Source organism: Paenibacillus sp. Dod16 (assembly GCF_049893405.1).
GTDB lineage: Bacteria > Bacillota > Bacilli > Paenibacillales > Paenibacillaceae > Paenibacillus_AQ.
The window spans coordinates 35,576-53,142 of sequence record NZ_JBNDYG010000023.1 but is presented as its reverse complement, the minus strand read 5'-3'; the positions used below and the strand labels follow the sequence as shown (position 1 = coordinate 53,142).

Below are 17,567 nucleotides of genomic sequence, written 5' to 3'. Positions count from 1 at the left end.
GAGCTACTACAACTCTTCAGTAAAGGAAGGGGATTATGAACGAATCGAAGCTGGAAACCAACCGTTATCCGGCATCCCGGATCGTGGAAGTGGCCAAGGCCCTATCCAGTGATGTCCGTGTCCGCATCCTTGAAGCGCTTGGCGATAAACCGATGAGTGTCGGTCAGCTAGCAGAGGCGCTAGGGATTGCGCAGCCTACGGTGTCCATTAATGTCCAGATGCTGGAGCAAGCGGATCTGATCGTCTCTTCGCAAGGAGCGAACCGGGAAAAAATCTGCGCCGTCACCTGCCGTTCCATTTTTCTCGAGCTGCCATCGAAGCCGGGCGAGGGGCTGCAGCGCACGGAAGAAATCCACATGCCCATCGGCATGTTCTCCCACTGCTATATCGAGCCAACCTGCGGGATGGCAGCTCGGGACGGATCTCTGATCGGATCCCCTGACGATCCGCGCGCCTTTTACATGCCGGAACGAACGGAGGCTGCGCTGCTCTGGTTCTCGGGATCAGGATATATCGAATATTATTTTGCGAACCCTATGCCGCCCGGAGCGGCCCTTGATGAGCTGCGCATCCGCGCGGAGCTTAGCTCCGAAGCGCCTTCCTTCCAGCAGGATTGGCCATCCGACATCACGGTTAGCATCAACGACCAACCTGTAGGCACTTGGAGGAGTCCCGGTGATTTTGGTGATCGCAAGGGGAAACTCACCCCGGATAAATGGAGAAGCGGCAGTGAGTACGGTTTGCTGACGGAATGGCGCGTAACCAAACAAGGCAGCAAGCTCAATGGCCACGAGTCCAGCGCCACGACCATCGATTCGCTGGAGCTTGCCTTTAACCGGCCAATCCGCGTCCGCTTCGAAGTGAAGAAAGACGCCGAGCACCCGAACGGCCTGAATCTATATGGTTCGGGTTTCGGAGATCATCCGCAGGATATCATCCTGTCTTTTGTACGGTACACGGAAGCCTAACAGCCGACCGCAGCCAGAAGAAGAAAAAGAAGCAAATCTAATAATCAACCGAATGAAGTCAAAAAAAGGCTATCCCATGCCACCTCTCTTGGCGACTATGGATTAGCCTTTTTGAATATTTAATCATCACGACGGTTATTTCTTCTTCAGCTTATTGGTTTTTCCCATCAGATATAACAGATACGGCGCACCCAGAAGCGCGGTAACGATACCCGAAGGCAATTCCTTCGGAATCATGACCACCCTCCCGATCCAGTCTGCCCCAGCCAGCAAAATTCCGCCGAGCAGCGCCGCGATGACCATCGATTGCCGATGGCGAGCCCCAACCAGCATTCTGGCGGCATGCGGCGCAAGCAGTCCGATAAAGCCGACCGAGCCGACATTGGCTGCGGCAATCGAAGCCAACAGCACCGCAATGATGGCGACATACACCCGGGTATTCCGCACATGGAGACCGAGGCCGGTTGAGCTTTCTTCGCTGAACGTCAGCAGATCCACCTTCCGCCCGAGCCACGCAGCCAGAGGAAGCAGGATCAGAATAGCGGGAACAATCCGCTGCACCTCCGTCCAGCCCCGGTTATATGTGCTGCCCGCCATCCAGGATAATGCGGGGGCTACGTCCACCTTGGCATGAATGATCATCAGATTGATGATGGCGGAACCAAGCGCGGCAACGGCAATGCCGACCAGCGTAAGAATCGTCGGATGAAGTCCTCTTTTCCAGGACACCGCATATACCAAAGCGGCTGCAGCCATCCCCCCAAGAACCGCGCCGACCGGGACCCAGCCTGCCGACAATTGCGGAAAACCGATCATCAGGAGCAGTGCGCCAGCACCGGCTCCGCTGGTCACTCCGATCACCTGGGGATCCCCCAGCGGATTGCGGACCGCATTCTGCAGAAGACTGCCGCTGACGGCCAGCGCCATGCCGGACAACCCGGCAGTTAACAGCCTGGGCAGGCGGAACTCCAGCAGAATCTGGCGATACATCGACTCGCCGCCTCCCGTAAGCACGGCTAGCACTTCCGTGAAGGGAATGCGCAGACTGCCGCTCATCAGGCTGAATACCCATACCAGCACCAGCAGCACGCTGAACAGTGTTACCAAGGCCGGATAAGGTATCCGGCGCAGGCTCGTGCCCGCCATGATCGATCCGCCGGAAGACCCGCGCCCTCCGATCAACGAGCGGGATACCCGCATCGCAAGCCAGATGAGGCACGGGGCTCCGATCATGGCCGTAATGGCTCCGACCGGAAGCTCACCGTAGGCGTTTATGAACATCCTGGCCACCGTGTCGGCACCAACAAGCAGTGCCGAGCCCCATAAGGCAGCCAGCGGAATTAACCCCGCATGCCGGACCACGCCGGACAGGCGGACCAGATGGGGAGCGACCAGCCCGATAAAGCCGATCGGGCCGACCACGCTCACGGTCACGCAGGCCAGCACAATGGCTGCCCCCATCGCTAGCAAGCGGGTGGTGCCGACTTTTTGGCCAAGGGAACGTGCCGACTCCTCATTGAGGGTCAGAATGTCCCACTGTCGTACCGCCAAACACAGCACGATCAGTCCGCCAATGATCCATGGCCATGAAAAAGCTACGCCATCCCAGTCATTCTGAATAAGCGAGCCGGAGCCCCACAGAAAAATCCCCTGCGTCGTTTGCTGGTTCAGAAGCACCAGCGCACTCGTAACGGAGGATAAAACCAGGGTAACAATCATCCCGGATAATGCAATCCGCAGAGGAGAGCCCTGCGTTTTTCCTGCCAGCGCATAGACGGCGACGGCCGCCAGCGTTCCGCCTGCCACTGCCAGTGGAAGGGCATACTGATGCAGCAGTCCCGGCCAGAAGATCATCCCCGCCACGACGGCCAAATAAGCGCCGGCATTTACGCCAAGCGTCGTCTCCGAGGCCAGCGGGTTGCGCGTGACGGTCTGCATAAGCACGCCCGACACCGCCAAGGCGGCGCCAGCCAACAGGCCCATGACCGTACGCGGAAGGCGCACGCTGCGGATGAGATGGTGATCCGCGATATCCTGCGGAGACACCAGGGCCTGCACGACCGTATTGACGGATATATCGGCTAGCCCTTGCGTCAAGCTGATAAACGTGAGAAATAGCAGAGCCACCAGGCCTCCAACCAGCATCCATAACGGCTTCCAGCCCCTACCTGAGGAAACGGGTGGGGCTGGATGAATGCTCACCGGCGCGGAGCCTTGTGCCAGTTTGTTGCCGAGACTCATTTTGTGAGCAGATCAGCTGTCTTCTGGGCCATGGTTTGGGCAGACAATGGGCCGCCGTATGGCCACATGTCACCGCCAAGTGCGTACACGCGGTCTTCTTTAACAAAGTTCAGACCTTTCCACACCGGATTGTCCTTCAATTGGTTCTCGATGATGTTATCGCTCTCCTGGATAATATGCAGGAAATTCGCATCCTGAAGGGCAGGCAATGCCTCTACGTCTGTGGTGGTAAAGCCATAAACCTCAAATTGATCGGGCTTATGAGCATTGGTCAGCCCGATGTGCTCCAGAATTTTGACGGCCAAGGAATTATCCGTCGAAATCCGGAATATCACCGCATTCTGGTTACTGTATCCCATGGCGAGCGCAAACGGTTTTTCCGTCATGCCGGCTGCTTCAAGCTTGGATTTGGCATCGGCATAGGTTTGATCCAGATCGCTAAGCACTTTTGCGGCTTCGTCTTTTTTGCCAAGCACGTCAGCAATCGTATTGAAGGTATTAACCATCTCTTCATATTGATCCCCTTGTCCCTCAGTCGGATAAGGATCAAACACCAAGGTAGGCGCAATGCTGTTGTACGTATCATAGCCGGCTTCAAGATTCGATTTCAAACCGATGATCAGGTCCGGCTTCAAGGAAGCGATCAGCTCCAGATTCGGCTCTTGACGGGTGCCGACATCGGTAACGTCCGCCCCGATCTCTACCGGGATGTTCACCCATTGGTTCATCCCTTCAATGTCTGCAATGCCCACAGGCTGAACACCAAGTGCAAGGACATCCTCTGCGTAAAGCCATTCCAGCGCGACAATACGCTTTGGAACGCCCGTAATTTTCGTCTCGCCCAGAGCGTGCTTGATGGTTCGGGTCTCCGGCGTGGTTTCGGTGTTATCCCCGCCCTGTGCGGCCCCTTGATCCGAATTCTTCGCTGCCGTGGAGCTGCCTCCTTCATTGGATGCCGCGCCCCCGCCGCAACCGGCTAAAGCCAAAGCAAATATCAATACGATAAACACGAGACCCTTCATACTGCGCATCGAATTTCTCCCCCTCTTACCCTCTATGTATTGTAGATATTGTTTATTAATAATAATTATTGAGAACAATTATCATTATCAACACTCAGCACAATGATAATTATTCTCATTAAGATTGTCAATAGAATTTATGAAGATTGCCTAAACGATCCATGAATCTGTCCTTCTTCCATGATTATAGACTTCGTTCTTTACAGAACATTAGATGTATAACATAATCTTACTGAACTGATGATTCCTACAAACTTAGCCTCTACCATTCATTCCTGTGCCTTGTGCCCATTGAACAAAACAATCGAAAAGAGAGGGATCTCTATGCATGACAAAACCCCCAATCCGGCTGCAGAAAGCGACTTTCCCGTTAAGGCCGGCAAACCTGCACGCCAAGCCCTTATCGTCGCAGGCTATCATCAGCTTGCTGACCTCACCCAAGCATCCCAGAAAGAACTGCTGGCGCTTCACGGGGTAGGCCCCAAAGCGGTCAGAATACTGCGCGAAGCTCTCGCCGAGAAGGGCCTAGCCTTCAAAGAATAAATAATCACGATAGGTCTCCTGAAGCCATAAGGACCAGGGATCTATCGTGTTTATTTTTTTCCATATTTTCAAAAACCATATTTACATTTCTATAAAAATAGATATAATGAAACACATGGATACCTTACAAACCATCAAAGCACTATCAAACGAGTCCCGGTTTAAAATCCTGGAGTGGCTGAAGCATCCGGAGGAACATTTTGATCCGCAGGATCACATGCCTTCCAAATGTGATTTTCATGGCGGTATCTGCGTGGGCTCCATTTCAGAAAAAACAGGACTCGCTCAGTCGGTCGTTTCTGGCTATCTGGTAAAATTGCAAAAGGCCGGTTTACTGGAATCCCATCGAGCGGGCCAGTGGACATATTACAGACGCAATGAGGAGGGCATTAAGCGTTTTATCGAACAACTCAAGGAAGAGCTTTAGGCTTAAAAAGCAAATTCAAATTGAAGATTAAGCTTAAAAGCTCTTTCTTTTTATCATATATATCTATTTTTATGAAAATGCAGAAAAGCATATTAAACATATTGGAGGATTCCATACATGAGCAATCAAAATCAAAGTGTCCGATCTACAGCATCCCTATTCGAGCCATATACCATCGGTAACCTTACTCTTCCATCCCGCGTGGTGATGGCCCCTATGACGCGCGGGTTCTCTCCGAACGGCGTTCCAGGCCCAGATGTGGCCGCTTACTACCGTCGGCGTGCGGAGAATGGCGTCGGATTGATCATTACCGAGGGAACACTGATAAATCACCCGGCTGCAACCGATAACCCCAATATACCTAACTTCCATGGTGAAGCCGCATTGAACGGCTGGGCCGAGGTGGTCCGTCAGGTCCACGAAGCCGGCGGTAAGATCATGCCGCAAATTTGGCACATCGGCATGACTAGACCAATAGGTGCCGAGCCTAACCCAGAAGCACTTCCGATCGGACCATCCGGACTTGACCTGGACGGCAACGTCGTCACAAAACCCATGACCAAGGATGAAATCCAGCAGGTTATTCAAGCTTATGCCGATGCAGCCGCGAATGCCAAGCGCATTGGCTTTGACGGAGTCGAAATCCATGGGGCCCACGGATACCTCATCGACCAATTTCTCTGGGAGAGAACGAACCAGCGTACCGATGAATACGGAGGTGACATGCTGAAGCGTGCCCGCTTTGCGGTCGAAGTGGTGAAAGCCGTACGTGAGGCGGTGGGTCCTGACTTCCCTGTTGCCATCCGCCTATCCCAATGGAAGACGACCCAATATGAAGCTAAGCTGGCGGATACGCCTGAAAAGCTGGGTCAGCTGTTAACCGCGCTGTCTGACGCCGGGGTCGATATATTCCACTGCTCGACCCGCCGCTTCTGGGAGCCTGAATTCGAAGGTTCTGACCTGAACTTTGCTGGATGGGCCAAGAAACTGACAGGAAAAACAGTCATCACCGTCGGTTCTGTTGGCCTCGACGAAGTGTTTACCAGCCTCTTCACCCAAGGCAAGGGTGCCGGTCAGAGGGACCTTGAGGAGCTGCTTAGCCGCCTTGAGGAACATGAATTTGACCTGGTTGCTGTAGGCCGTGCCCTGTTGGCTGATCCGCAATGGGCCGCTAAGGTTCGAGACGGACGTTTCGACGAGCTGGCACCATTCAAGCCGGATTCCTTGCAAACTCTGGTTTAATGCGATTTCAGTCCTCCCCCTAGACTTAAAGCCGCATTGAATCTTTAAATAAATCAAAAACCGGAAGAAAGACTTCAGTCTCCTTCCGGTTTTTTTGCTGTATATGAACTTGCTTGCTTTTACCGCTCACCTGGACAGCCGGCCGCTCTAATGGCACACCCGCTTCCAGCTCCATTCAACGGATTGTTTCCCGAAGAATTGACGTGGCGAAGCATACTTCCAGAATTACCTGATGGCTGATATGAGGCACAGCTGCCGCTCTCGGGTCGGCTTCATCCAGATTGTTCCCTGCTATTCGTCCTGCAAGGCGGCTTGACGCTTGTAATGATCTTCGATTACCATACAAGCCATCGCTTCGATCACCGGTACGACGCGGGGACAGATGCATGGATCGTGCCTGCCGATCGTCGCAATCTCCCGTTCATTGCCGTCTACATCGACAGTCTGTTGAGGGGTAGAAATGGATGAAGTCGGCTTTACGACGACTCGGAACACGATATCCGCCCCGGTGCTGATACCACCGATGATTCCGCCGGCATGGTTCGTCCGGAACCCTCCCGCGTCCATCTGATCGTTGTGCTCGCTTCCCCGCATAGTGGCCGCTTGAAAGCCTGCCCCGAATTCAATGCCCTTAATCGCGCCGACGGACAACATAGCCTTCGCTAACTCAGCGTCAAGCTTGTCGAATACGGGTTCCCCCAGTCCCGCGGCAATGCCGCTAATTCGGCATTCGACAATCCCCCCGCAGCTGTCCCCCTCTTCGGCCAGTCGTTCTATCCTCTCAATCATGCGAACGGCTGCTTCCGGATCACACGCACGAACTGCATTCCGTTCGATAGCATCGGCGTCAAATTGCTCGCATCGGATACCTCCGATCTCGGTCGTATACGCTAGGATGGAGACACCCCGACGTTCCAGAAGCTTCCGCGCCACGGCTCCAGCAGCCACTCGCGCAGCCGTCTCCCTTCCCGAAGCTCTTCCGCTTCCTCGATAGTCGCGAATCTTGTATTTTTTCTCATATGTGAAATCCGCATGCCCGGGCCGGTAGGTCGATTTAATTGTATCGTAAGCCGACGGGCGCATGTCGGTGTTGTTAAGCATGATGCACAGTGGCGTCCCCGTCGTTCTCCCCTCGAAAAGTCCAGATAAAATGCGAATCTTATCGTATTCCTTGCGGGGCGTTGTAACGGAGGATTGCCCCGGCCTTCTTCGATCCATCTGAATCTGAATGTAGGCCTCGTCCAGCTCAACGCCCGGTGTGACACCTTCTAAAATGACGCCCACTGCTTCCCCGTGTGATTCTCCGAACGTAGTCATTTTTAACCGCTCTCCAAACGTACTTCCTGCCATGTTTTATACCTCCCGTAAACATTTCGATTCCTTATCCTTCAGTTTAGAGGTATATTTGAAATAAATGAAATCGTAATAATTAACAGTTGCCATAGAGAGGGTTGATAACAAATGATCGCCAACACGGAATGGTATCGAGTGTTCCTGCATGCTGCAGAGACTTCCAATCTCACGAAAGCTGCGCATAACCTCCATATGACACAGCCCTCTGTGAGTTATGCCATCAAGCAGTTGGAAGAAGCCCTCGGCGTGGGGCTGTTCGACCGGTTATCCAAGGGCGTCCGCTTAACAACAGAAGGAGAGGCCTTGTATCAGCATGTAAGGCAAGCATTCGACGAACTCGATTCAGCCGAGCGGCGATTGAAGAAGCTAAAGCAGTTTAGCGAAGGCAGGCTGAGGATTGGCGCGAACGGGGCTATCGTTAAGGACTTTCTCCTCTCCTTGCTCGACCGATTCCATGCCCGCTATCCCGACATCCGCATTCAGCTGTCACAGGAGCGAACAAGCAGCATCGTGGAGCGCTTAAAGAAAGGATCGTTGGATCTCGGCTTTGTTCACCTTCCCGTATCGGACGAGGAAATCCATATCATCGACTCCCGTACCTCGCCTTATTGCGCCGTTGTCGGAACGGCCTTCGCAGATTGGGCGCGAGAACCCCTTCCGACAGAACATTTGACGGAGCTCCCCCTCTTGATGCTGTCCCCCGGCAGCTCGACGCGTTCCTTCATCGAAGGGTGGTTCCGATCACAAGGAGTGGAAGCGGAAGCCGACTTCGAGTTAAACAGCCTGGACATGTTAGCGGAATTTGCCGAGCGCGGTTATGGTACAGCATTCTTACCGCGAGCCTTTGTCGCGTCCCGCATCTCGGGCGGTTCCTTGCTGGAGCTTCGAACCGAAACGCCATTACCCGATCGATATATCGGAGTCGCCGTTCGGAAGCAGGTGTCGCCCTCGCTGGCGGCAGGAGCATTTTTGGAGATGCTGCAGCAGAATTGATGATCTTCCGCCCTATATTCCCCAACTGAACAAGGCAGCTGGATGAACGGCTGCCTTTACTTCGTTTTTGATCGACTATCAGTTCAGCAGATATATGTTAGAACCTCATTAAATCCTGTCCAGGCTGTCACCTGTTGAATAGATAAGCAGCTTTTAGCTTTGAAAAACTAACCGTAAGCCCTCACTTCAATAACCTCGGCATAGTCCGAGCCGTTCGTGCTCTCGACCACCAACTGGAGCGCCGTGCTCTGAATAGGCTCCTCTAAACGGTGGACTCTTTTGCGGCGGCGGTTAAACGCCTCCGACGCAAGCGTAACCCAATTCCCTTCCGAATCCAGCGCCTCTACTCTGTAGGTACAGACCAGCTCAGGGATGATATCGAACGGCGTACGATGATGGTGCAGATTGATCAGATCTTCATTAACGTCATCGTTGAAAATAAGATGAATCTCACGAATCATTCTCGCCTCTTCCCATTCCAGCTTTAACCACGGCGTCTCCCCGTCTGCGATTCGCTCCGATACCCACATATTCGGACCGCCGAACGGACGTTTATAGCCGTCAATGACATGCTCGGGATGATAAGCTCTCGAGCCGATCACCGACCGCAGGCAGAACGGCCTCCTGACCAGTCCCTTCATGCTCCACTCCACCACCGGCTGGCTGTCATCATGGTCTTCCAGCTCCTTGGAGACGCGGACCGCCGTCCCCCGTTCGAAGGCAAGCAGCCCGCTCATCGGCTTGGATGACAGATACAGCGTCAGATCCGGATTTTTGCGCACGATGATAAATGCGTTTTGCGGCTCCGCCGGTTGCCAATCCAGCTGGACCGGGACCCACTGTCCCTGCCCCGGCATGATGCGGACAGAGGTGCGAAATTCCAACACGGCCGGAACGTAATTCTCCGGACGTCCCGTGCTCCAAACCTCTACCGTCATATCGGTCTCCCGCTTCGCATCGATCAGCCATTCCAGTTCCCCGCTCAGCCCCGGATCGGCAGGCATCAGCACAGCGATGTCCCGCTCCAGCGGATATGGCGCCTCCGCCTCCTCGATCGCGATCCTGGACAGGTGGGACGATGCGCTGACCTTGGCGCTTCGGGCCAGATCCAGTGGATCACGGTTTACCGCCCCGATCACGGAGGCATCCTGCTTCAGCAGCGTCTGCTGAAGCTCACCGCTCCGGCTGCGGGACAGCTCGCGCGGCGTGAGGCCGTGCTGGACGCACAGCGCCGCAGCCGTGCCGGCCGCTTCGCCCAGGACGGCGCAAGTCGCCATGACCCGCGTGGTACCGAAAGTCACGTGGGTGGCGCTGATGTTGCGCCCGGCGAACAACAGATTGGTCACGTTCGCCGAATACAGGCTGCGGTACGGAATATGGTAGTTCCCGTCCGCATGCATATGCTTCGAGCCGCTCTCTTCGGCGTACATGCCCTGCGGCGGATGCAGATCGATCGACCAGCCGCCGAAGGCCACCCGGTCCTCGAACGGCTCCTGAGCCATAATGTCGTTCTGCGTCAGCACATAGTCGCCGACAAAGCGCCGGTACTCCCGCTTGCCCGGCTGGGCGCCGACCCACTCCAGCGTCATATTGGCCGCATCGAAATTGCCGGAGTTCTTGATATAGTCCCAAATGCCGTAGATGACCGACCACAGCTCGTCACGGATCCGCTCGTTGTCATGCACGGTGTCGAGCTCCCCGCCCCATTCGATCCACCAGTAATGGCAGCCGGAATCGCCGCTGCGGATGACCCGCTTGATCGGGATCGGCGTCTGCGTAATATCCTTGGCAAAGGAGGGCGGCACGAATTTCACCGGATGTCCGGCATCCTTCGTATAGAACAGCAGCGTGCTGCCGAGCGTAACATCGTCCGCCGTATCCGGCGCCCATTCTTCCCCGTATTCATCCCGGGCTTCCCGCCCAAGCCGGTATTTCGCTCCCGCCAGGAATCCGACCAGCCCGTCCCCCGTGCAATCCAGAAACACGGGACTCTCAAACCGGATGCGTCGCTCCGAGCCCATCATCCAACCGGTGACCGATCGGATCTGCCGGGCGTCAGGGTCGCCATCTGCTTCAACCTCATGCACGTCCGTGTTCAAGAACAGAGTTATATTCGACTCGGCCCGCACGGTTTCCAATACGATCAAATCCCATAAATACGGGTTGCCGTCCGGATTCCGGTACTGGTTCTCCACGAACATCTCGCCCATAATGCCGGTTTCCCGAGCATAACGGTTGATCCCGTGAGCCGTCGCGCCGCATACCCATACGCGCACCTCGCTGCTGGAGTTACCTCCCAGCATGGGGCGGTTCTGCACAAGTGCTATCTTTTGTCCGAGCCTCGCGGCCGCCACCGCCGCGCATACCCCTGCTAAACCGCCGCCAACCACCGTTATGTCGCTTACTACTGTTTCATTTCTCATGAATGATCCGACTCCTTTCATGTTCATCCAGCTCATGTATGAACCTGGATTATGGGCTACCCTTTTACGGCCGAGCTCGCCACGCCCTGAATGATATATTTCTGACCGATCAGGAACACGAGAATCATCGGAATAATGCCTGCGGTCGCCGCCGCCATCATGCCGTTATAATCCACGGTATTTTCCAGAATGAAATTTTGCAGCCCCAGCGGAACGGTATACAGATCCTGATCGATCAAAAACACCAAGGCATTCTCGTAATCGTTCCAGTGCCAAGAGAAATCGATAATGGCCAGCGTGGCCAACGAAGGCTTCGCCATTGGCAGAATGATCCGCGAAAAAATGCGGAAATGGCCTGCTCCGTCGATAAAGGCTGCCTCCGAAATTTCATGCGGTACGGAGAGGAAAAACTGCCGCATCATGAACACCCCGAAAATCGTGAAAACGCCCGGCAGTATAAGAGCCCAATGCGTGTTGTAAATACCGACCCAGTCGAACATGATGAACTTCGGCACAAACAGAACCTGGGGAGGGACCATCATCATCGACAGATAGATCATGAACATGGCATTCCGCCCCTTGAACTCGATCCGGGCAAAGCCGTAAGCGGCTAAAGCGGACAGCAATACAGCACCGACGGTGCTGATCAAGGCAACTTTAAGCGAGTTTAGATAATAGTGGCCGAAGCTGTTCGTGCCGGTCCACACTTTCACATGATGTTCCCATATGAATTGGGCAGGAATCCACTTAATCGGGTATTGGAACACTTCCGCCGGCATCTTGAACGAGGTACTAATCATCCAGAGGAAGGGAACGATCATAACCACGCTGAAGAACAGCATAATGAGCGTGATGATTATTGTAGTATATAAGGCTTTGGTCATTGTCCTTCCTCCTTAATAGTGAACCCAGCGCTTCTGACCGATCCATTGAATGACAGTGAAGATCATAATGATGAAGAACAGCGCCCAGGAGATCGCGGATGCATAACCCATTTCGTAGTAGCGGAAAGCGTTCTGATAAATGAACAGGGACAACACTGTGGTGCTGTTGCCTGGGCCTCCCTGCGTAATGGCTTGAATGATCCCGAACTGCTTGATGGTCATGATGAGTCCGGTAATGAGCAGCAGGAAGGTCGTGGGGCTGACGAGCGGCCACAGGATGCTGCGAACCGTTTGCCAAGCGCGGGCCCCGTCGATTTTGGCAGCCTCAAGCAGTTCGGTCGAAACCTCTTGCAGCGCCGCCAGATAGATGATCATGTTATAGCCGAGCATAAACCAAATCCAGATGATGTCGATGGCATACATGGAGGAATCCATCGTGGACAGCCATCCCGGGGGATTGGTAATGCCGAACGACTTGAGGATACCGTTGATCGGGCCGTTATTCGGATGGAACAGCAGCATCCATACGAAGGCGACGGCGACGCCACTGGTGATGTAAGGCATGAAGTATAAGGCGCGGAGCAGCTTTTTTAAATACACCGAGCGGTTCAAAACCACGGCGACGATGAAAGCCAGTCCGATCGATATAGGAACGGATAACAGAAAGAACAGCGTATTTTTGATCGAAATGTAGAAGACCTCGTCGCCCAGCATTTTTTGAATGTTGGCCAGACCCACGAACTTCGTGTCCGAGCTCATAAATTTGTAGTCCGTAAACATGAGATAGAACGAATACAAGGCTGGCACAATAAAAAACAGCATCACGCCGACCATGTTCGGACCGATAAACAGATAGCCGAGATACTGTTGCCGTTTCATCCAGGATGTTTTCACATAGCCCCACTCCTCTTGGTCTTTTTCATCTCAAGCATAGCAGTCGGGACCGAGCGGGGATAAGGAACAAAACCTTCGACTTTATGCTACAGAAGTATGCAATTACAGGGCCGCGAATTTCGGCCGCTTCGTAGATTTGTTCTATCAGTACGTGCAAAAAAGCGCTATCCCGCTTCAAGATGACCACAACTGCGGGATAGCCGTTTCGAAACCGATCAAAAAGGGGACTCGCCGCCGAAGCGATAGTCCCCTTCTATTGGTGCCGACAGCCCCTTATTTGCCTTCTTTTAAAAACGTGTTATGCCGGTTCACCATGGCCTCCAGCGTTTGATCGAGCGATTGGGCGTCAAGGAAATACTTTTCATACTCCTGGGAGCGCATATCCATCACCTCTTGCGGCAAGCTCCTTACGTACGTAGGCGTTTTGTCTTCGAACATGACGTGCATCAGGGAATCCAGGTCATACGTGTCTTTCTTATCGCCGAGCAGGTTGTCTAACGCCTCTTCCTGATCGGCGTCCTTTGAAGCAGGCAATCTTCCACCCGCAGCCATAGGAGCCATACCTCCGTCCGCATACCACTTCAGGAATTCCCAAGCTTCCGCTTGTTTTTTAGACTTGGCATTAATGGAGATGTAATCCCCAAGACCGCCCCTTGTCACGTAGCTGTCCGCACTGTCCGTTAGTCTCGGCACCTGGGCGAACGCGATGGTGAAGTCGCGGGGAAAATCGGTAAAGTTATTCGAGCTTCGCAGCAGCCAAGCTCCGATATTCAGCATGGGCACTTCCCCGCTAAGGAACACTTGCTCCACCGGCATTTTGGAAGTCAGCTGCTCTCCGAGCGGCGGCGTGGTCTTGTCTTCCTTCATCATGACATTCAGGGTTTCCAGCCATTTTTTGACCAGCGGGTGGTCCAGATTCGAAGTTCCATCCGCCTTGGTATATCCCTCTTGCGATAACACCGAATCAATCGGATCGACGAACGGCTCCATATTTTGAATAAATCCATAGTTATTGCCGACTTTGAGCTTCTTGGCATATTCGCGCAGCTCATCCCACGTCCAGTCCTTCGGAACGGGCAGGCCCGCCGCATCAAGGGCATCCTTGTTCAGCGCGACGAAAAAGGCGCTCTTCGTGGTCGGCATTCCGTAATACTTCCCGTTGATTTTCCAGCCTTCGGCGTCAGGACCCATCTTCTCATCGATATTGTAATCATCGAATTGGCTCAGATCCAGGGCCAAGTTGGATTCCACCCGTTTGGAAGTCTGGGAAAGCGTGTAATTCACGTACAGGTCGACATCCTGACCGGTAATCATCGCCGTATCAAGCTTCAGGTTCCCGTCATCGTCATTGACGTAGCGGACATACTCGACTTGAATATCAGGATGCTCGGCGTTCCACGCATCGATGACCTCTTGCGGTCCCGCCTCTGGCGGCACACCGCCCCACATGGTTAGTTTGACCGGCTCGCCGGATGAAGGCGCTTTCGAATTATCCGTTCCTTGTCCCTCAGTTGCTGATGAGGCTGCTTTGCCGCCGCAGCCCGCAAGAAGACCTAGAAGCAATATGCCGATGAGAAGCATCGTCCATCCTTTTTTATTTCTCACATTAGAGACCTCCCCGAGAATTATATTGGTGTGATGCCCTCTCATCGTAGCAGGGAACGGGAGCCGCTTTTAAGCTACATATCCATTCAGATGATGGAACAAAACGATGGAATTCCTGACTCGGCGATCCTATGTCCTGCATCGAATCGTTCTATTTGAAGTCTTTGGTGTGTTGTCTGTATTTACTCGGGGTGAAGCCGGTCAACCGTTTGAAGATTTTAATAAAATAATTGTCGTTCACGAATCCCACGCGGAGGCCGATCTCATGAACAGGGAGGTCGGTTTGAAGCAAATACGCGATGGCTTTGTCCACCCGGATCTGGTGCAGATAATGAATCAAGGTGCGTCCGGTCTTTTTCTTGAAGAGGGCGCTGACGTAATTTTCGCCCATCATCACGTAGCCCGACATCGATTTTACCGTAATGTCCTGCTCGTAGTGCTCATGGATGTACTGCAATATTTTCTGTACTTCCGGGTGCGACGTGATTTCCCTGGGGGAGGCATGATGCGCCGGCTGTGACGGCATCGTCTCCGTGGACGCGACCCGCGAAACAGGTTGGCTCGGGCTCGGATGCGGGTTATTCTTCATCAGCTCGGCATTCATTTTGTGCAGCGTTTCCCGCAGCGTATTCACGCTCATCGACAGCTTCAGGATATAGTTGGATGCCCCGTATTCCATCGCTTGCCGGACATACTCGAATTCACTCATGCAGGTCAGCATCACGAACTTCGAGGCGTACCCTTCTTCCCGGGTTCTGCGGAGGAGCTCCACGCCGTCCATCTCCGGCATTACGATATCGGTCAGCACAAGATCGGGCGGATTGCTCCGGATCATCTCCAGCGCCTCGGCGCCGTTTCCTGCCTCTCCTGCCACCTTGAACCCAAGCTCCTCCCACGCGATGATCTCCCGCACGGACTCTCGCACAAACACCTCATCCTCAACCAGCAGCACCTTCCACATAGGTCTCCCCTCCTCGAAGTTTTTTATAATCCGGTTTCCAAGCCTACACAGGCCTGAGACGAAAAATCTGCCCGTTATGATGAAATCAAGTGATCGTTCTGATAGGGCGTTGAGATTAACAACGGGATAGAAAATCGAATCCGCGTTCCCCGCTCCGAGGATATAATCTCTATGCGGCCCTCTTCTTTAAATAGCAGCCGCAGCAGCTCTTGCACATTGCTGAGTCCGATACCCGGACGTTTACGCATCCCGCTCGCCTGCCGGGACTGCTCCATGCCGACGCCGTTGTCCTTGATCTCCACCGCCAATCGATTCGGCCCTTCCAGGGTGACCGTAATTTCAATGAGACCCTCCTGCTCCGGCAGCGGTCCGATTCCGTGTAGGATGGCATTCTCCACGAGCGGCTGCAGGCAGAGCTTGGGCACAAGCGCATAGAGGATGTCCTCATCATACGCAAAGGTCACGTCAAAACGGTGATTATAACGCACCTGCTGAATATGAACGTAGGCCTGCACCAGCTCGATTTCATCCTTCAGATGCACCAGATCCTTCTCCGTATTCAGGCTCGCCTCCAGCAGCTTGCCGAGAGACAGGGTGATATTCGTGATATCCTCATTCCCGTGGCGTATGGCACTCCACTTGACCGTATTTAGCGTGTTGAGCAGAAAATGCGGGTTCATCTGAGCCAGCAGCATATGAAAATGCACCGCTTCCTTCTGCCTTTCCTCGGCCTTCAATCGCTGAATCAGCACATCCATGTCGTTGAGCATGGAATTGAACGTCTGCGTCAGCTCCAGAATCTCGCCTCGGAACTTGTGCTCCGGCAGCCGGATTTTCAGATTGTTGCGAACAACCGCCTTCATCTTATTCTGTAAATGGGATAACGGCCGGGTAATCGTGGCGGCAATAATGAAGGTCATGATGAGAAAAGCGCCGGTCAGCAGGAAAAAGGTCATGAAATATTGACGCTTCAGCTCCTCGATCTCGTTAAAGAGCACCGTCAGCGGAATCCGGTTCACGATATACCAATCCAGCGATTCCACGTAAATGTAATTCACCAGGGTATTGGAGGTTTTGTCGATAAAATACTTCTGCCTGGGCTCGGCCGCAATCCTGGCTTTCACCTCGCCGGTCAGACTGCTGTTCAAGATCGATTGAGATACATTCTCGCCGGCGCTCGTAATCAAAAAATACTCCTGACGCAGCGTCGACTGCTTCAGTACGGATTGAAACCAGAAGGAGTAATCGATGCTGATCCGGGCCATGCCGTACGGCTTGTTGCGAGGCGTTTCCATGTAAGCGTACAGCGACAGCAGGTAAGGGCTCGTGGAGATATCCCTCAATACGTAATTCGCGTCGCTCGAAACCCAGTGATACGACACGCCCTCCATCTGTTCCCGATCAAAGCCAGGGTTGTTCCGCAGCTTCCTGTAATCAAGCGCTTCCCTGGGAGAGTATGAAGTGTAAGCGTTACCATGAAAATCGAGAATCGTGAAGTAGACCGACGGATTATACAGGAAAAAGCTGTTGTTTAAATTTTTAAACTTTTCCTCCATCAGGTTTTTGTTTTCGAGTCCCTGCCGCTGACCTGGATGGGTCAGCACGGAGGCCACCGTTGAATCCTGCTCCAGAAATATCAGCGTTTTGAAGGCTACGCTCAACTGATCCTCCAGCGTTCGATACATCTGCTCCAGCTGACTGTGGCTCTGCTGGCTAATTTTCTCCTGGACCAAGGTCTCGATCCGCTGGTAGTTGTACAAATTCAAAATGCCAAAAGGCAGTAGTATAACCAGAACGAACGCGGCAAACAGACGGTATTTCAGCTTATGTGGAAACAGGGATCGTATTCGGTTCAGCACCCTCCCGCACTCTCCTTTTCGCTCGCTTGTTCTTCAATTATATCAGCACCGGTTCGCTTGAGAATGGCAATGCCTGAAATTGCATGGATATGTGCGGTCGAGGTTCGGAGCTGCACTGGGAATGCGTAGATTTGTTCTATTTTGTTGCTGAG

At 53.5% G+C, this 17,567-nt stretch carries 15 protein-coding genes; 5 read left to right on the top strand and 10 right to left on the bottom strand.

Going from position 1 to position 17,567, the window contains the following annotated elements:
• The first annotated feature begins 35 nt into the window (after nucleotides 1-35).
• Nucleotides 36-968 (top strand): ArsR/SmtB family transcription factor, encoded by a 933-nt coding sequence (locus tag ACPV3A_RS17375; RefSeq protein WP_426200448.1) that lies wholly within the window; start codon nucleotides 36-38, stop codon nucleotides 966-968.
• 135 nt (nucleotides 969-1,103) lie between these two features.
• Here ACPV3A_RS17375 and fhuB read toward each other — a convergent pair whose 3' ends face one another.
• Both fhuB and ACPV3A_RS17365 read right to left on the bottom strand, forming a co-directional pair.
• Entirely contained in the window at nucleotides 1,104-3,209 is a 2,106-nt protein-coding gene (fhuB, locus tag ACPV3A_RS17370; RefSeq protein WP_426200447.1) for a Fe(3+)-hydroxamate ABC transporter permease FhuB, read from the bottom strand.
• A complete protein-coding gene (locus ACPV3A_RS17365; RefSeq protein ID WP_426200446.1) occupies nucleotides 3,206-4,240 on the bottom strand; it encodes an ABC transporter substrate-binding protein in 1,035 nt (344 codons plus the stop codon). Before ACPV3A_RS17365 ends, fhuB begins: the two co-directional genes overlap by 4 nt.
• A 315-nt stretch (nucleotides 4,241-4,555) precedes the next feature.
• Here ACPV3A_RS17365 and ACPV3A_RS17360 point away from each other — a divergent pair, with 315 nt between their 5' ends.
• The 3 genes from ACPV3A_RS17360 (at nucleotide 4,556) to ACPV3A_RS17350 (ending at nucleotide 6,443) form a co-directional block, all read left to right on the top strand.
• Nucleotides 4,556-4,774: a DNA-binding protein gene (locus ACPV3A_RS17360; protein WP_426200445.1), complete on the top strand. Its 219-nt coding sequence runs from the start codon at nucleotides 4,556-4,558 to the stop codon at nucleotides 4,772-4,774.
• A gap of 115 nt (nucleotides 4,775-4,889) precedes the next feature.
• Complete coding sequence (locus ACPV3A_RS17355) at nucleotides 4,890-5,201, top strand: ArsR/SmtB family transcription factor (protein ID WP_009590170.1); 312 nt, start codon at nucleotides 4,890-4,892, stop codon at nucleotides 5,199-5,201.
• A 117-nt stretch (nucleotides 5,202-5,318) separates the two neighbouring features.
• Nucleotides 5,319-6,443, top strand: coding sequence for an NADH:flavin oxidoreductase (locus tag ACPV3A_RS17350; protein ID WP_426200444.1), 1,125 nt, complete (start codon nucleotides 5,319-5,321; stop codon nucleotides 6,441-6,443).
• 25 nt (nucleotides 6,444-6,468) lie between these two features.
• Here ACPV3A_RS17350 and ACPV3A_RS17345 read toward each other — a convergent pair whose 3' ends face one another.
• Together ACPV3A_RS17345 and aroC are read right to left on the bottom strand one after the other, a co-directional pair.
• Entirely contained in the window at nucleotides 6,469-6,618 is a 150-nt protein-coding gene (locus tag ACPV3A_RS17345) for a hypothetical protein (RefSeq protein WP_426200443.1), read from the bottom strand.
• Nucleotides 6,619-6,734: 116 nt separating this feature from the next.
• A complete protein-coding gene (aroC, locus tag ACPV3A_RS17340) occupies nucleotides 6,735-7,793 on the bottom strand; it encodes a chorismate synthase (RefSeq protein WP_426200442.1) in 1,059 nt (352 codons plus the stop codon).
• Nucleotides 7,794-7,904: 111 nt separating this feature from the next.
• Between aroC and ACPV3A_RS17335 the strand changes: the two genes are divergently transcribed.
• The gene (locus ACPV3A_RS17335; RefSeq protein WP_426200441.1) at nucleotides 7,905-8,789 is read left to right on the top strand and encodes a LysR family transcriptional regulator; all 885 of its coding nucleotides are present in this window, start codon (nucleotides 7,905-7,907) and stop codon (nucleotides 8,787-8,789) included.
• A gap of 167 nt (nucleotides 8,790-8,956) precedes the next feature.
• Here ACPV3A_RS17335 and ACPV3A_RS17330 read toward each other — a convergent pair whose 3' ends face one another.
• The 6 genes from ACPV3A_RS17330 to ACPV3A_RS17305 form a co-directional block, all read right to left on the bottom strand.
• A complete protein-coding gene (locus ACPV3A_RS17330; protein WP_426200440.1) occupies nucleotides 8,957-11,212 on the bottom strand; it encodes an FAD-dependent oxidoreductase in 2,256 nt (751 codons plus the stop codon).
• Between the two features lie 56 nt (nucleotides 11,213-11,268).
• Nucleotides 11,269-12,096 (bottom strand): carbohydrate ABC transporter permease, encoded by an 828-nt coding sequence (locus tag ACPV3A_RS17325; protein WP_426200439.1) that lies wholly within the window; start codon nucleotides 12,094-12,096, stop codon nucleotides 11,269-11,271.
• 12 nt (nucleotides 12,097-12,108) lie between these two features.
• The gene (locus tag ACPV3A_RS17320; protein ID WP_426200438.1) at nucleotides 12,109-12,990 is read right to left on the bottom strand and encodes a carbohydrate ABC transporter permease; all 882 of its coding nucleotides are present in this window, start codon (nucleotides 12,988-12,990) and stop codon (nucleotides 12,109-12,111) included.
• 273 nt (nucleotides 12,991-13,263) lie between these two features.
• Nucleotides 13,264-14,595 (bottom strand): ABC transporter substrate-binding protein, encoded by a 1,332-nt coding sequence (locus tag ACPV3A_RS17315; RefSeq protein WP_426200437.1) that lies wholly within the window; start codon nucleotides 14,593-14,595, stop codon nucleotides 13,264-13,266.
• Nucleotides 14,596-14,746: 151 nt separating this feature from the next.
• On the bottom strand, nucleotides 14,747-15,556 hold the full coding sequence (locus ACPV3A_RS17310) for a response regulator (protein WP_426200436.1): 810 nt from the start codon (nucleotides 15,554-15,556) through the stop codon (nucleotides 14,747-14,749).
• Between the two features lie 74 nt (nucleotides 15,557-15,630).
• Entirely contained in the window at nucleotides 15,631-17,415 is a 1,785-nt protein-coding gene (locus ACPV3A_RS17305; RefSeq protein ID WP_426200435.1) for a sensor histidine kinase, read from the bottom strand.
• Between the last annotated feature and the right edge of the window lie 152 nt (nucleotides 17,416-17,567).

What these genes read in the sequence shown, in the direction of transcription:
- ACPV3A_RS17375 (WP_426200448.1), top strand. Translation starts at nt 36, where the DNA reads ATGAACGAATCGAAGCTGGAAACCAACCGTTATCCGGCATCCCGGATC.
- fhuB (WP_426200447.1), bottom strand. Translation starts at nt 3,209, where the DNA reads ATGAGTCTCGGCAACAAACTGGCACAAGGCTCCGCGCCGGTGAGCATT.
- ACPV3A_RS17365 (WP_426200446.1), bottom strand. Translation starts at nt 4,240, where the DNA reads ATGCGCAGTATGAAGGGTCTCGTGTTTATCGTATTGATATTTGCTTTG.
- ACPV3A_RS17360 (WP_426200445.1), top strand. Translation starts at nt 4,556, where the DNA reads ATGCATGACAAAACCCCCAATCCGGCTGCAGAAAGCGACTTTCCCGTT.
- ACPV3A_RS17355 (WP_009590170.1), top strand. Translation starts at nt 4,890, where the DNA reads ATGGATACCTTACAAACCATCAAAGCACTATCAAACGAGTCCCGGTTT.
- ACPV3A_RS17350 (WP_426200444.1), top strand. Translation starts at nt 5,319, where the DNA reads ATGAGCAATCAAAATCAAAGTGTCCGATCTACAGCATCCCTATTCGAG.
- ACPV3A_RS17345 (WP_426200443.1), bottom strand. Translation starts at nt 6,618, where the DNA reads ATGGAGCTGGAAGCGGGTGTGCCATTAGAGCGGCCGGCTGTCCAGGTG.
- aroC (WP_426200442.1), bottom strand. Translation starts at nt 7,793, where the DNA reads ATGGCAGGAAGTACGTTTGGAGAGCGGTTAAAAATGACTACGTTCGGA.
- ACPV3A_RS17335 (WP_426200441.1), top strand. Translation starts at nt 7,905, where the DNA reads ATGATCGCCAACACGGAATGGTATCGAGTGTTCCTGCATGCTGCAGAG.
- ACPV3A_RS17330 (WP_426200440.1), bottom strand. Translation starts at nt 11,212, where the DNA reads ATGAGAAATGAAACAGTAGTAAGCGACATAACGGTGGTTGGCGGCGGT.
- ACPV3A_RS17325 (WP_426200439.1), bottom strand. Translation starts at nt 12,096, where the DNA reads ATGACCAAAGCCTTATATACTACAATAATCATCACGCTCATTATGCTG.
- ACPV3A_RS17310 (WP_426200436.1), bottom strand. Translation starts at nt 15,556, where the DNA reads ATGTGGAAGGTGCTGCTGGTTGAGGATGAGGTGTTTGTGCGAGAGTCC.